The organism is Hymenobacter lapidiphilus (assembly GCF_003417065.2).
GTDB lineage: Bacteria > Bacteroidota > Bacteroidia > Cytophagales > Hymenobacteraceae > Hymenobacter.
Genome location: NZ_QVLT01000003.1, coordinates 91,067 through 104,898, shown reverse-complemented (window position 1 = coordinate 104,898; position 13,832 = coordinate 91,067). Strand labels below are relative to the sequence as shown.

Genomic DNA, 13,832 nt, shown 5'->3' with positions numbered 1-13,832 from the left:
CTTAGCTGCGTTTACTTGCGCTACTTTTGCGTCCTTGTTCGACACTTTACTGCCGCCTACCCATGCGTAAACTTCTGCTTCCGTTGTTGCTGTTGCTTCTCTCGCCGCTAAGCCTGTGGGCCTGGGGCGCCGACGGCCACCGGGCCATTGCCAAAATTGCCGAACACCACCTCTCGCGCCGCGCCCGCCAGCAGGTGCAGCTGCTGCTGGGCACCGAGAACATGGCGCTGGTCAGCACCTGGCCCGACGAAATCCGCTACTATCCCGAAGGCAAGGAAACCGGCCCCTGGCACTACGTGAACTCGCCCTCCGGCCTCGACCACGCCCAGTACCTGACGGAGCTACGCACCAACGTTGGCCCCAACGCCTACACCGCCCTGCAAACCCAGATGGCCATTGTGGCCGATAAAAGCAAGACCACAGCCCAGCGACGCGACGCGCTCAAATACGTCATCCACATCGTGGGCGATATTCACCAGCCCCTGCACACGGGCCACGCCGAAGACAAGGGCGGCAACGACATCAAGCTCAAGTTCCGCGGCCGCGATACCAATTTGCACAGCCTCTGGGATTCGGGCCTGCTCGACTACCAGGGTCTCACCTACACCGAAATGGCTCAGCAGTACAACTGCGGCATAAGTCGCCCGGAGGTGCGCCGCATGCAAGCCACTGAGCCCGCCGAATGGCTTTGGGAGTCGTACCAGGCCTCTGAGCTGCTTTACCCCCTCACCCCCGACGGCACCGAGGTGAAGTACGATTACTACCCCGCCCACAGCGTGCTGATGCGCCAGCGCATCCAGGAAGCCGGCGTCCGCCTCGCCGGTATGCTGAACAACATTTTGGGTTAGCGCTTAGCGCAAACTCGCTACCGCCCGCGGTTGCTAGCAAAGTCAAGTCTGTTGCCTGAATAAAAAGGAAGTCCCGCCCGGCAATTGCCGGGCGGGACTTCCTTTTTATTCAGGCGTAGCCGCTCTGGGCCTAACTTTTGGATCCAGACTGCTTGCCTTGCTTGGACTTGTCGGCTACCGGGCCGCTGACGTCGCTGGGCGTGGCTTCGGCCGAGCCGGCGCGCGGGGCGCGGCCGAAGCCGTTGGCGCCTTTGCCGGTGTCCTCCACATTGTCGGAATTCTGGGCAGAAGCCCGGCCGATACTTTTACCAGAGGTCGATGTCGCCTTCTCATCCTGGTCGCGGCGCGGGCTTTTGCTGGCTTTGTCCGGAGTTTTGCCATTACCATCGTCTTTGCTGAACGCATTGATGATGGCGGCCACGGCTAGGCCCGTACCGGCCACAATAGCGGCCGTGGCGGCGGGGTTCAGCTTGGCCTTAGTGTAGGTGCTGATTTCGCGGGTGCGGCCGGGGTAGTTGCCGCGCTCCTGCAGCTGACCCGCGCCCTCGTACAAGCCGCTGGGGCGGTTGCGGTGGTCGGCCTTATCGGATTTCGACATGGGCGCGAAGGCTTTTTCCATGAACTTATCGAGCAGCGCCGGGGTCCACTCTTCCATGCCCTTGAACAGCTTGCCGGCCCCGCCTACCAGAATATTGCGCTGGGGCGAAGTAGCAGAGCTGAGGATGGCCTCGGCCACCGTTTCGGGGGCGTAGGCGGGCGGCGCGTGCTGGGGTACTTTGTCCAGGTAGTTCTTGGCGTTCAGCGGGTAAGGCGTGTCGATGGCGGCCGGCTGAATCAGGGTAACCGAAATCGGCGCGCCTTCCATTTCCAGCTCGGTACGCAACCCGTCGGTGAAACCCTTCACGGCGTGCTTGCTGGCGCTGTACATGGTCTGCAGGATGGCCGTAACGTCGGAGAGCACGCTGCCCACGTTGATGAGCGCGCCGCCCCGGTGACGCAGGTGTTCGGTGGCTTCGAGCGAACCGTACACGACACCCCAGAAGTTGGTCTCGAACAGCTGGCGCATGTCGTCGATGGACTCGTTGACCACCTTGCCGTACATCGACACGCCGGCGTTGTTTACCCAGGTATCAAAAGAGCCGAATTTCTGCTTGGCCTCGCGGGCAATGCGCTTCACATCGGCCTGCTTGCTGACGTCGGCCACCACGTAGATAACCTCGCAACCCTGCTGGCTGAGCTCTTCGGTGAGTTGGCGCAATGCCTCTTCGCTTCGGGCGGCCAGCACGAGCCTAGCGCCGGCTTTGGCCGCGTGTCGGGCCGTTACGAGGCCGATGCCCGACGAGGCGCCGGTGATGACAATGGTCTGGTCGGAAAGTTTTTTGAGCTTGGTTTTCATCTGATTAGCTGATTAGATGGACCCGGGGGCCCGCGGAAGGAATATGACTGGCTTACGCGAAAAACCCGCGGGCCGTTATCCCGGCCCCAGCACGCAACCCACCAAAACCGGCCCGAACCGCCGACTTCCCGCTTACCTTTGCCCCATGCCCCACACCTTTTTCGCCCCCGACCTTGCCGCCGACGCCACCGGCTACACCCTGCCCGAAGACGAAAGCAAGCACGCCGTGCGGGTGCTGCGCTTGAGCGTTGGCGCGGCCGTGGTGCTGGTAAATGGCCGGGGCGACGTGTTCGAGGCCGAAGTAGCCGATGCCAACCCCAAGCGCTGTGCCCTGCGCATCAGCGGCCATACCCACTTGCCGCCCCGCCCCGCTCCCATTCACCTGGCCGTGGCGCCCACCAAAAACCTCGACCGCATAGAGTGGCTGGTCGAGAAGGCTACCGAAATCGGGGTCGATACGATTACGTTTCTGCGCTGCGCCCGCTCCGAGCGGCGCGAGCTTAAGCTGGAGCGGCTGGAGAAAATAGCCGTCAGCGCCCTCAAACAGTCGGGCCAGGCGTGGCTGCCGTGCCTCACGGAGCTGACGAATCTGGCCGACTTCCTGCCCACCACCGAGCCGGCCACCACCTTCATTGCCCACCTTGAAGATGGCGAGCGGACGCCGCTGAGCCGCGTGGCTGCCACCCCGGCCGGCTGCACCGTTCTCATCGGTCCCGAAGGCGACTTCACGCCCGACGAAATTGCCGCCGCCTTCGCCCGCGGCATCCGGCCCGTAACGCTGGGCAGTTCGCGTCTGCGCACCGAAACGGCCGCCCTGGCTGCCGTGCACACCGTGCACGTGGCGCGGGAACTGGCTGGTTCCTACTCCGCCGCCAGCGCCGAGCCGTCGGCCTGAGCGTTGGCGGCAGCCAGCCGGGCGGCTTCCTTGGCCAGCTTTTTCTTGCGCCAGGGCGCCTCCTGCTCCCAGTCGCCGGCCATTATACAGCCGTAGGGCCGGATTTCATCCACGATAGTTGCCAGGTCGAAATCCACAATCTGCTGCTGCACCTGCTCGGCGTTCTTATAGGCGCTGGGCAGCTCCGAAATATCAATCTGGTTGAAAAAGAAGCGGGCGTCGATGCCCTGGGTTTCCTCGGCAAAGATTTCCTCCTTGGTCTGGCCGAGCTTGCTGCGCTTGTGGCCGGTGCGGCTCAGGTTACGGCCGGCACCGTGGGGCGCAAATCCCAGGTTGGTTTTGGTGGTCGAGCCTTCTACAATGAGGATGGGCTGGGCCATGTTGAGCGGAATGATGCGCGGCCCGGTGATGTCGGGCATGAATTTGGGGTCCATCGGGGTAGCACCCTTGGCGTGGTAGTACAAGTCGCCGTCGCGAAACACGAAGTTGTGTTCGTTCCAATACTGCTGCTGCACGGTAGCCCCCAGCTGCTCCATCACGGCCTCGTGCAAGCATAGGTGGTTTTGCTTGGTCCATTTGCGGATGGTTTGCAGCGCCGCCCAGTACCGCCGGCCCTCCTCCGACTCGCTGGGAATCCAGGCATTGTTCGGGTCGGTTTCAGGCGAAATAGCCTTCCGAAACCGTTCGGCCACCGTCATGCCCTGCTTGTAGAGCAAAGCCCCCGGACCGCGCGAGCCGTGGTGGGTGACGAGCATGGTGTCGCCGGTGTTGCGCGACACGCCCACGTACAGGAAGTGGTTGCCGTCGCCCTGGGTGCCTAGGTGCTCGCGGGCCATACTCAGGCTGCGCCGGGAATTCAGATAAGAATTGTCGCGGAACTCGGCCTCAATTTCGGCGGGAAGCGCGAACTGCTGGCCTTCGGGCCGGCCGCCGGGCCCGAAATGGGTGAGCTGCTGGGCCACATCGAGCACCTGCTTAGGATCGGACTTGCCCAGGTTGGTCAGCATCACCGAGCAGCAGATATCGGCGCTATGCATGCCGGGATGGATGGCGTTGCGCGCCACCACGATGCCCCCGACCGGAATAGTGCCCAGCGGGCCAGCAGGGCAGGCGTCGGGCATAATGGCGCCCGCCACCACCGTGGGCGTGCGCATCAGCCGCAGCATCGACTGCCGCACATAGTCGATGTTGTCCTGCTCGATAGGCGTATCGGCGCTGATATTCTCATAAAATGGCACGGCCTGCGCTAGCAGCGGTATGGTCGGAGCAGGCTTCATCGTATCGAGGTAGGCCTCCAATGACTCCCCTTCCAGGCCCTGAGCGTTGATGTGCTCCAGCGCGTCTTTAAACCACTTGCCGGGCTGTAATCCTCTAGCTATTAAGTCTTGACCCGTTATCATTTTTGGTAATTGGTATAGGTTTGTTCGGCAAGAAAGGGGATTTACCCTGCACTTATATTGAGCCACCTATTTTGTGCGGCTCAACTTAGGCTTATTCAATTTCGAAATAACAGATTTCCCCGGTTGGCTCAAGACCTCTGTAGTAGAAAACCTCAAATGCTAGTTTCATAAACACTTCCCACACCCGCTGCAAATCGGTAGCGTCGGCGAAGTGCAGAAAGAGCAGCATCTTATCCTGGTGGTCATAATAACGGAATCCCAACGAGCGGAGCCGGGCCCGCGCTTTTCTGCCCAGCCTATTATTTTCCCGTAGCTCCCGGAGCCGGGGCAGCGTCAGAATAATGGTTCGGCGGGCTAAGCGGACGTAGCAGCTTACCTTTTCTGAACGGCTGAAAACGAATTCGAAACCGGCTATCTCCTGCTTCAATAGCCTACTCAAAGTATTGCGTAGGATATCGGACTTTTGATGGGGTGTCCGGCTCTGTTTCTCCAGTTGCAGCAGCTGCGCCTGCTTTTCCTGTATCATTTCCCGTAAGTACTCCGCATCCCGAAAGGATTCATCAGCGGCCAGCACATCTTTTAGTCCTGCCACTGTATCGGTAAGAAGCTGCTTCTGCCCGTAAAATTTATCGAGCAGATTATGCAGGATGTGGAGTTGCTGGTTGACTCCGTTGAGGCCCTTATTGAGTCGTTGGGCCATTCGGTAGGCAGGATATTCATATTCTGACAGCTCCTCCTCAATCTGCTTGACCAGACTGGCCTGCTCCATTTCGTAATAAGCAATCAGCCGACGAATTCTACTATTCATAATAGTAAACCTAGCAGTTTAAACAAGCCCCCGAGCGCATAACGCAACGAAGTAACATGCTCAATATAGCCAATTAACTAATGTAAGTAGTTTATTTTCGCTTACTGATTTCCTTTGACGAAACCCCTCCTTTAACCAGTTGCCACAGCGCGGCCACGTGCGCCAGCAGCACGACCGGCACCACGAAAGCGGGCAGCCACACGTACGGAAAGTTCTGCAACGCCACGTTAGGCTGTTCGAACGAGAATTGCTGGAACGGCCCCGGTGCCGACAGCAGCCCCAGCCGCACGATGTTGCCCAGTAGCAGCAGCCCCGCCACGTTCCAGACTACCAGACCGGCGCGCCCAAACCTACCCCGACGGAACGCCAGGTAATAGACCAGCGGGGCCGTTACTCCCATCAGAATATCCCAATTGCGGCCCCCGAACGTCATGAGCCGGGGCACGGCCCGGTAGTAGTACAGCGCCCACAGCACCAGCTCCACGGGTATTCGCACCACGTGCAGCAGCGTCAGCCAATCGGGGCGCAACCCATCGAGAAAGCGGCGCCCCCGGACCATGGCCAGCAGGGCCAGCAGCCCCAGCAGCGGCGGCCCCACCACCAGCGCGAACCGGGGCGGCAGCGTATCGGTGACGGTGTAAAAGCCGCTAAGCGCCAGCGCGGCCTGCCCCAGCAGCCACAGCCCCAGGCTCGCCATTAACGCCAGCCGATGCCGGGGCGCGGCCCGCAACAGCAGCCCCAGGGCCAAAGCAGTCAGGATGAAGGCTAGGTCGAGGGCGAGCGGAACCGGGGGCATGGGCGAGGCAGCAGTAGTAAAGCGTGGGCAGTGCTTACCTTGCACGGCAAGCCGAACTTTCCCGGTCGGCCCGCAATTATAGGCAAGTCCCGCCAGCTTTTGCTTCTGCTATAATGTCCAAATACGTCTTTGTTTCGCTGCTCCTGCTCTTCTCGCTCACGGCCGCCGCGCCGGTGGCGCCGGCGCCCAGCTTCCGCATCGCCAAGCTGCACTACGGCGGCGGCGGCGACTGGTACGCCAACAAAACCAGCCTGCCCAATCTCATCCGTTTTTGCAACCAGACGCTGAACACCAACATTGCCCCTGCCGAGGCCACCGTGGAGCTCGATTCGCCCGAGCTGCTCACCTACCCCTTTGTGCATATGACGGGCCACGGCAACGTCACGTTTTCTGACACCGACGCCCGCAATCTGCGCCGCTACCTCATTGGGGGCGGTTTTCTGCACATTGATGATAACTACGGCCTCGACAAGTTCATCCGGCCCGAGATGAAGAAGGTATTTCCCGACCTGGAGTTCGTGGAGCTGCCCTTCACCCACCCCATCTACCACCAGAAATTCCAGTTCCCAAGGGGCCTGCCCAAAATCCACGAGCACGACGGCAAGCGCCCCCAAGGCTTTGGCCTGCTGTACAAGGGCCGGCTGGTGTGCTTCTACAGCTACGAGAGCGACCTAGGCAACGGCTGGGAAGATATGGGCACCTACCCCGAAGACACCCCCGCCACCCACGAAGCCGCCCTCAAAATGGGCGCCAACCTGGTTTCCTACGCCCTCACGCAAGACTAACCTTAGAAATCAAAGAGAGAAAGCCAAATGTAAAAGCCGCTGAGCAACGCCATACGGCTCGTTCAGCGGCTTTTGCTTTTGACTTTCTCTCTTTGATTTCACCTTCTACCGTCTCACCACTTCCGCTGCAGAATTTCACTGAGCACGAAAGCAGCGCGCAGGTTGGCCGGGTTTTGTAGCAACTCGTTCACGGTGCGACGGGTTTGCTTAGGCGAAATTGTCTTCTGGCTCCAGAAATCCTCAGTACCATGTTGCGTGCTGGTGCGGGGCAGGGCCGAGCCGCGGCGTAACACCCGCTTTGGGACTTCGAGCGAGCGGGCTTCGGCGGCGGGCAGTTCCTGGGAGTGTAGCTCGACTTCGGTGTTTTCCGGGCGAGGGAAACGGGCGGCGGCCACAGGCCGGGCCGGCCGGGCCTCCTGCTCCTGTTCCTCCTGTTCCCACTCCGCCTGGGGTGGTTCGCGCTCGGCCAAGGGCGGCGGGGCAGGCTGATTCTGGCGCTGCATCTGGGCCAGCAACTCCTCAAACGACACGGCCGGCGCCGACGGGGCAGGCCGACGCACCGGCGCGCTGCCGGGCTGGTGGGCCTGCTGCCGGTCGTGGGCCTCTTTAGCCTTTTCGGCAGCCTTCTGCACCATTCGCCAGATAAAGAAGACGATGGCCCCAATTACCCAGACAAATCCTTTGATATCTTCCATACGAGAGAATGAATGGCCGCCAGTACTAGTCACTGGGGCGTTGCGGCCGCCGGATTAAGCCGCCGGATGTTCTAACGTACGCCTTTTTCGGGGAAGCGGCCCGTCTTGGTGCGATAGTAGGCCTTGATTTCCTCCACGTCCTTCTCGTAGTCGCCGGTGGGCCAGAACACGGGGCCCACGCCGGCTTCCTTGTTTTTGTAGTCGAGGTAGCCGAGCATAATGGGCACGCCGGCCCCCACAGCGGCGTGGTAGAAGCCCTTGCGCCACTTGGGCTGGTAGCTGCGGGTGCCTTCCGGGGTGATAAGAATCACCAGTTCCTCGCGCTCCTTAAACAGCTGCACCATACCATCCACGAGGCTGTTGTTGCGGCTACGGTCCACGGCCAGGCCGCCCAGGCTGCGCACCAGCGCCCCGAGTACCGGAATGGTGGTCCACTCCTTCTTAATGGTCACTTTCACGTCGACATCCATCAGAAAGAACGCGGCCCGGGCAAACAGGAAGTCCCAGTTGCTGGTGTGCGGGGCGGCAATCATCATTCCCTGCTTGATGTTGGGCGGTACCACCGAACCCAAACGCCAGCCGGAAACCCAGAACAGGAATTTCGAAAACAGATACCAGAAAGTAGAAGTACGACGCGCCATAAGCGGGAAACAGGAAACGAAAAGTGCGGCGCCACTTACGGGCTACCAGAGTTCAAAGCTAGATAATTTGCCGCACCGAAGCGCCTGCAGCGTCTAAATACCCGGACTTCGGGGCGGGGCACCAGCCTGGCTGGCTTAGCCGGGTTGGCCGGGCAGCTCGTTTTCGAGCAGCGCCACCAGCTCCGGCGCCCGGGCCAGCGTGTGGCGGTAGCCGATATCGAATATTTCGCTGGCCTGCCTGAAGCTCATCGTGCGGTAGGCCCGCAGCTCGGGCGGCTCAATTAGCAGGTGGCACAGCTGCTTGCTGAGCACCGTGTTGCCGGCAATGGCCAGGTTAAGCGTACGCTCGACCAACCCGCGCATATTGCTGACCTGCGCGGCCGGGTTGGGCGGGTTGCAGTGCACGCCCACCACCCCCAGGCCCGGATGGCCAGCTTCCAGCAGCGGCTCCACGGGCAGGTTGTTGAGCAGGCCGCCATCGACCAGTTGCCGGCCCTGGTACACCACCGGCCGGTACAGAATGGGCACGGCCGACGAGGCCAGCAACGGCGGCACCAGCGGCCCGCTCGAAAACCGCACCGACTCGCCCGCCTCAATATCGGTGGCTACCAGCGTAACGGGCAGCCGCAGCTGCTCGAATGTGGCCCCGGCCCCCAGGTGCTGCTCGAACAGCCGCCCCACCGCGTCCATGTGCAGCAGGCCGTAGCGGCTGAGGGCCACCCGCGTCAGGCGCGGAATGCTGACGCCCTGCAACAGCCGCATAATCTCGCGCGGCGGAACCCCGGCGGCGTAAAACGTAGCCGCAATGGCCCCCGACGACACGCCCGCCAGCCGCCCCACCGGCAGCGCCAGCTCATCGAGCGCCGCCAGCACGCCCAGGTGCGCAATGCCCCGCGCCCCTCCCCCGGAAAGTGCCAGCCCTAACGTTTTTTCAGACATGGAATTGAGGGAATTGAGACCTGAGATGCAACGTCATTCAGAGTGAAGCGAAGCATCTCAGGTCTCACCATCTCACCGCTATTTTACAGTTCCGCCAGCGAAAACTTCTCGGCTACTTTGATGCCGCGCTCGGTTTGCTCAACCGTAACGCACTCAGTCTGGTGGTCGTGCTCGAGAACCAGCACCCAGTTCTCGGCGGCGGCCTGCTGCAGAAAGCGGGCTTTTTCGTCCATAGTTACCAGTGGGCGCACATCGTAGCTCATCACGTAGGGCAGGCCCACATGGTGGGCGCTGGGCAGCAGGTCGGCGGCGAATACCACGGTGCGGCCTTTATAAGACAGCTTCGGCAGCATCATCTTTTCGGTGTGGCCGTCCACATAAATCAGGTCGGCCAGGCTGCCCAGCTCGGCCGGTACGCCGGCCTGCGGGTCGATGAAGCGCAACTGGCCACTTTCTTGGATGGGCATGATGTTCTCCTTCAGAAAGCTCGCCTTCTCGCGCGGGTTGGGTGCAGTTGCCCAGTTCCAGTGGGCCTCGTTGCTCCAGTAGGTGGCGTTGGGGAAGGCCAGTTGCAGGGCATCATCGGCAGTGCGCACCACGCCGCCGCCGCAGTGGTCGAAGTGCAGGTGAGTCAGCAGCACGTCGGTGATGTCGGCGGCAGTGTAGCCGTGCCGGCGCAACGACTTTTCGAGCGTATCGTCGCCGTGCAGGTGAAAGTGGCCGCGGAACTTCTCGTCCTGCTTCTCGCCGATGCCGGTGTCCACGAGCAGCAGCCGGCCCGCGTCCTCCACCAGCAGGCAGCGCAGGGCCCAGGTGCACATATTGTGCTCGTCGGCCGGGTTGAGCTTCTGCCACATGCTCTTGGGCACGACGCCAAACATGGCCCCGCCATCTAGTTTAAACAAGCCGGTATCGAGCGTATGAACGGTCATATTTCTGAGCTGTTAGCTTATGGCTGTTAACTGATAGCTTTTTTCGGCTGGCGGTAGCTATCAACCAATGGCCATAAGCTAACAGCTTAAAAGATTATTCGAGTACCACGCCCATATCCGAGAACTTGTCGATGCGCTGGCTGATGCGCTCCTCGGGCGAGAGGGCGTCGAGTTCGGCCAAGGTCTGGAGGATGGTTTCTTTTAGCGTTTGAATCATGGTGGGCGCGTCGGTGTGGGCGCCGCCCAGGGGCTCGCCCACAATACCATCAACGAGCTTGTTGCCCAGCATATCGGTGGCCGTGAGCTTAAGGGCCTCGGCCGCCTGCTCCTTGTAATCCCAGGAGCGCCACAGAATGCTGCTGCACGATTCGGGCGAAATAACGGAGTACCAGGTATTTTCCAGCATCAGCACCCGGTCGCCGATGGCAATGCCCAGGGCCCCACCCGAAGCGCCCTCACCGATAATGATGCAGATAACGGGCACCTTGAGCAGGAACATGTCGCGCAGGTTGCGGGCAATGGCCTCGCCCTGCCCCCGCTCCTCGGCTTCCAGGCCCGGAAACGCGCCGGGCGTGTCGATAAGCGTTACCACCGGCACGTTAAACTTTTCGGCCAGCTTCATCAGGCGCAGGGCCTTGCGGTAGCCCTCGGGGTTGGGCATGCCGAAGTTGCGGAACTGGCGCTGCTTGGTGTTGCGACCCTTCTGCTGGCCAATAAACATCACCGTCCGGCCATCAATTTCGGCAAAACCGCCCACCATCGCCTTGTCGTCGCGCACGGTCCGGTCGCCGTGCAGCTCCACAAACTTCTGGCTCATGCCCAGAATGTAGTCGAAGGTGTAGGGGCGGTCGGGGTGGCGCGAAAGCTGCACCCGCTGCCAGCGGGTGAGGTTCTGGTAGGTTTCCTTTTTGAGGGCGTTGATTTTGGCTTCGAGGGCCGTTACCGCGGCCGATACGTCCACCTGGCTGTCGAGAGCCAGTTGTTGCATTTCGCGGAGCTTGCCTTCGAGGGCGGCAATGGGTTGTTCAAAATCGAGGAGCATGGCCACGGCAGAGGCGGGTTTTGGAGGTGCGAGGGGAGAACGGGAAGATAGCAAAGGTAAGCGACGGGGCCGATTCCGGCCAGCCCTCCCCTATACCGGCAAACATCAAAATCTTTCTGCCTGACTAACAGGCTGCCACGCGGCCCCAGGTATTTTTTTGCGGTTTTTTCACGCTACCGCTTGCGCACCTGCTGCCGGCCTACTACTTTTGCACCACTTCAACGCTATCTGAGCAGCGAAGTAGAACAACCTGGTTCGGTAGTTCAGTTGGTTAGAATGCCGCCCTGTCACGGCGGAGGTCGCGGGTTCGAGTCCCGTCCGGACCGCAAAGGCCCTTCAGCAGCTGCTGAAGGGCCTTTTGCTTTTCCCAGCGCCCCATACTGCGCTCGTCACTTTAAGCAGGACCGCGCACTCGCAGTAGCTGGCGCGGTGGTTCATAGTGAACGACCAGCCTGAAACGCTACCTGGAACACCGCTGCCGTTCCTCTTGAATACAACCAGCAAGTTTTTTTTTAGCGGCTATCCTGTTTACTGACAGAACTATATCTTCACATAAATGCCCTTCACGGCCCAACAGGGCAGTTTTTTATTGTTGCGGGCTTGCCGAAGTCAAATCCACTCTGCTATATTTGCATCATCAAAAGGGAAAGGCACACGGCCCGCCCCGAATCAGTAACCGGTTCGGTAGTTCAGTTGGTTAGAATGCCGCCCTGTCACGGCGGAGGTCGCGGGTTCGAGTCCCGTCCGGACCGCAAAGGCCCTTCAGCAGCTGCTGGAGGGCCTTTTGCTTTTTCGGCCTTTTCCCTGTTCCCACGGCACCACAGCGTTATGGCCCCTAGTATCAGATGGGAAGCGACACTCGGGAACTAAAATTTTAATCTTTTGCCGCAGGATTCCGTTTTTGGCTGAATACTTGCCAATGGCCTGCTTACCTTCGTGTGGCTTTTGCGGCTTTATCTTTTCGTTATGACCCGTTTTTTTCTCTTCTTCATGCTGCTGGTGATGGGCCTGGCCGACATCAGCCCAGCGCTTGCCGCCCCTCCCGGCCCGGCCGCCCGCGCCAAAATGCGCGGCAAAGTGTACGTACACCGGCCCAATTACCGCACCTATAAAGGAGGAGGCCGCAAAGCCCGCATGAAACGCACCGTCCGCTACCGGCAGCGCTGGTTCCAGTTCTGGCGCAAGCGCAAGAAAACCGAGCAGCGCGCCCCGCGCCGCTCCCGCAACACGACTATCGGCATCGGGCAATAGCCCCGGGCACCCGATTTCGGCGTTCTGACAAAGCAGCCTTTCCCGCACCAGCGCGGGAAAGGCTGCTTTTTTTGTGCCGGCCTATGATGAACTATTACATCAGGAGCGCATCGAATAATTTACAGGAAGGCCTGATGCGGTAGCTGGATACGGACGGAAAGGCCTGCCAGATTGAAGCCAGACCAGTGAGGGGCCTTCGTTCGCGCGCGTCCACCGGAGATTTGCAGCATTTTCTACGCCTGCACTCCTACCCAGCCAACCATTCACTGCAAACCAGCATCTTCGCGCCATGAAGAAACTGGGAATCCTCTTTTTGCTGGCCGGAGCGGGCGCGCCGGCTTACTGCCAGCCTCCGATGGCCCTGCCCGATTCGGTGGCTAGCTTTCTTGATAAAAGCCTCACGCTGCTGCAGACCTATTCGCTGGAACGCAACACCGTGAACTGGCCCCAGCTGCGCCAGACGATGTATCAGCGGGCCCAGGGAGCTACTACCGTGCGCGACCTGCTGCCCCTCTACCCGTTCCTGTTCGAGCAATTGAAAGACGACCACGGCTGGCTCACGTACCGGGGCAAGACCTACAAATGGCGCAACCCCGCCCGCCCGGCTTATGCCAATGAGGTGGTGAAGGCCGCGCTAAAGCAGCAGCCCGGCGTGCTGGTGAAGATGCTGCCGGGGCGCGTGGGCTACATCAAGCTACCGGGCATCAACGCCGGGGGCAGCCTGGAAGCCATGCGCGCGGCGGCCCTGGTGGTGCAGGATTCGCTCTGCCGCCTGCCCCCCGGCCGGGCCCGGGCCTGGATTCTCGACCTGCGCCTCAATGACGGTGGGGCCATGGCGCCCATGCTGGCCGGCATTGCGCCGCTGCTCGGCGACGGGCACCTGGGCGGCTTCGTGAACAGCAACGGCCAGCCCGAGCAGCAGTGGTACCTGCGCCAGGGCAACTTCTACGTCGACTCGATGCAGGTGACGACCCTGGAGAAGCGCTGCCCCGTCCGCCGCTCCGACTTGCCCATTGCCGTGCTGCTGAGCGGACGGACGGCCAGCTCCGGCGAAATCGTGGCTATCAGCCTTAAGGGCCGGCCGGCCACCCGCTTTTTTGGCGAGCCCACCTACGGGGCTACCACCGCCAACGAAAGCTACCCCATCAGCGGCGGGGCTTACCTCACCATCGCGGGCTCGCAGGACGCCGACCGCACCGGCACAGTCTATAAATCCAGCCTCACCCCCGATGTACTCATTACGGGCGGCGACAACTTCATCGACCTGCGCCAGGACGCCAAAGTAACGGCGGCGCTACAGTGGCTGCAGAAAGCGCCAAAAGGCAGGCGGAAATAAGGCATCCGGTAAAGCCAACCCTGGTCTGGCTCCAGTGCCCGGTCAGTTCCTGAGCTGGGCATCCCGTT

The 13,832-nt window shown here is 61.0% G+C and carries 14 protein-coding genes and 2 tRNA genes; 7 read left to right on the top strand and 9 right to left on the bottom strand.

Annotated elements, in window-relative coordinates; translation table 11 throughout:
- Positions 1–62 precede the first annotated feature (62 nt).
- Positions 63–848 (top strand): S1/P1 nuclease, encoded by a 786-nt coding sequence (locus D0N36_RS02660; RefSeq protein WP_116939500.1) that lies wholly within the window; start codon positions 63–65, stop codon positions 846–848.
- 130 nt (positions 849–978) lie between these two features.
- Here D0N36_RS02660 and D0N36_RS02655 read toward each other — a convergent pair whose 3' ends face one another.
- Positions 979–2,244 (bottom strand): SDR family oxidoreductase, encoded by a 1,266-nt coding sequence (locus tag D0N36_RS02655; RefSeq protein WP_116939499.1) that lies wholly within the window; start codon positions 2,242–2,244, stop codon positions 979–981.
- Between the two features lie 145 nt (positions 2,245–2,389).
- Between D0N36_RS02655 and D0N36_RS02650 the strand changes: the two genes are divergently transcribed.
- A complete protein-coding gene (locus D0N36_RS02650) occupies positions 2,390–3,139 on the top strand; it encodes a 16S rRNA (uracil(1498)-N(3))-methyltransferase (RefSeq protein ID WP_116939498.1) in 750 nt (249 codons plus the stop codon).
- On the opposite strand, the gene D0N36_RS02645 is transcribed toward D0N36_RS02650, so the two are convergent.
- The 3 genes from D0N36_RS02645 to D0N36_RS02635 form a co-directional block, all read right to left on the bottom strand.
- Positions 3,106–4,539 carry an RtcB family protein gene (locus D0N36_RS02645; RefSeq protein WP_116939497.1) on the bottom strand — a complete coding sequence of 478 codons (1,434 nt, stop codon included), beginning with the start codon at positions 4,537–4,539 and terminating at the stop codon, positions 3,106–3,108. The genes D0N36_RS02650 and D0N36_RS02645 overlap by 34 nt on opposite strands.
- 91 nt (positions 4,540–4,630) lie before the next feature.
- Positions 4,631–5,347 (bottom strand): hypothetical protein, encoded by a 717-nt coding sequence (locus tag D0N36_RS02640; RefSeq protein WP_116939496.1) that lies wholly within the window; start codon positions 5,345–5,347, stop codon positions 4,631–4,633.
- Between the two features lie 91 nt (positions 5,348–5,438).
- Positions 5,439–6,143, bottom strand: a complete 705-nt coding sequence (locus D0N36_RS02635) for a hypothetical protein (protein WP_116939495.1) — start codon at positions 6,141–6,143, stop codon at positions 5,439–5,441.
- 113 nt (positions 6,144–6,256) lie between these two features.
- On the opposite strand from D0N36_RS02635, the gene D0N36_RS02630 reads away from it, so the two are divergent.
- Positions 6,257–6,928, top strand: a complete 672-nt coding sequence (locus D0N36_RS02630; protein ID WP_116939494.1) for a DUF4159 domain-containing protein — start codon at positions 6,257–6,259, stop codon at positions 6,926–6,928.
- Between the two features lie 113 nt (positions 6,929–7,041).
- Here D0N36_RS02630 and D0N36_RS02625 read toward each other — a convergent pair whose 3' ends face one another.
- The 5 genes from D0N36_RS02625 to D0N36_RS02605 all read right to left on the bottom strand — a co-directional run bounded on the left by D0N36_RS02625 (position 7,042) and on the right by D0N36_RS02605 (position 11,177).
- A complete protein-coding gene (locus D0N36_RS02625) occupies positions 7,042–7,623 on the bottom strand; it encodes a hypothetical protein (RefSeq protein WP_147320717.1) in 582 nt (193 codons plus the stop codon).
- Positions 7,624–7,694: 71 nt separating this feature from the next.
- Positions 7,695–8,264 (bottom strand): 1-acyl-sn-glycerol-3-phosphate acyltransferase, encoded by a 570-nt coding sequence (locus tag D0N36_RS02620; protein WP_116939492.1) that lies wholly within the window; start codon positions 8,262–8,264, stop codon positions 7,695–7,697.
- 135 nt (positions 8,265–8,399) lie between these two features.
- The gene (locus tag D0N36_RS02615) at positions 8,400–9,203 is read right to left on the bottom strand and encodes a patatin-like phospholipase family protein (RefSeq protein WP_116939491.1); all 804 of its coding nucleotides are present in this window, start codon (positions 9,201–9,203) and stop codon (positions 8,400–8,402) included.
- A gap of 83 nt (positions 9,204–9,286) precedes the next feature.
- Positions 9,287–10,135, bottom strand: coding sequence for an MBL fold metallo-hydrolase (locus D0N36_RS02610; RefSeq protein WP_116939490.1), 849 nt, complete (start codon positions 10,133–10,135; stop codon positions 9,287–9,289).
- 94 nt (positions 10,136–10,229) lie between these two features.
- Entirely contained in the window at positions 10,230–11,177 is a 948-nt protein-coding gene (locus D0N36_RS02605; RefSeq protein ID WP_190242484.1) for an acetyl-CoA carboxylase carboxyltransferase subunit alpha, read from the bottom strand.
- A gap of 252 nt (positions 11,178–11,429) precedes the next feature.
- On the opposite strand from D0N36_RS02605, the gene D0N36_RS02600 reads away from it, so the two are divergent.
- The 4 genes from D0N36_RS02600 (at position 11,430) to D0N36_RS02585 (ending at position 13,764) form a co-directional block, all read left to right on the top strand.
- A tRNA-Asp gene (locus D0N36_RS02600) sits at positions 11,430–11,503 on the top strand.
- Between the two features lie 352 nt (positions 11,504–11,855).
- Positions 11,856–11,929, top strand: a tRNA-Asp gene (locus D0N36_RS02595).
- A gap of 214 nt (positions 11,930–12,143) precedes the next feature.
- The gene (locus tag D0N36_RS02590; protein ID WP_116939488.1) at positions 12,144–12,428 is read left to right on the top strand and encodes a hypothetical protein; all 285 of its coding nucleotides are present in this window, start codon (positions 12,144–12,146) and stop codon (positions 12,426–12,428) included.
- 289 nt (positions 12,429–12,717) lie between these two features.
- A complete protein-coding gene (locus D0N36_RS02585) occupies positions 12,718–13,764 on the top strand; it encodes a S41 family peptidase (RefSeq protein ID WP_116939487.1) in 1,047 nt (348 codons plus the stop codon).
- Positions 13,765–13,832 lie beyond the last annotated feature (68 nt).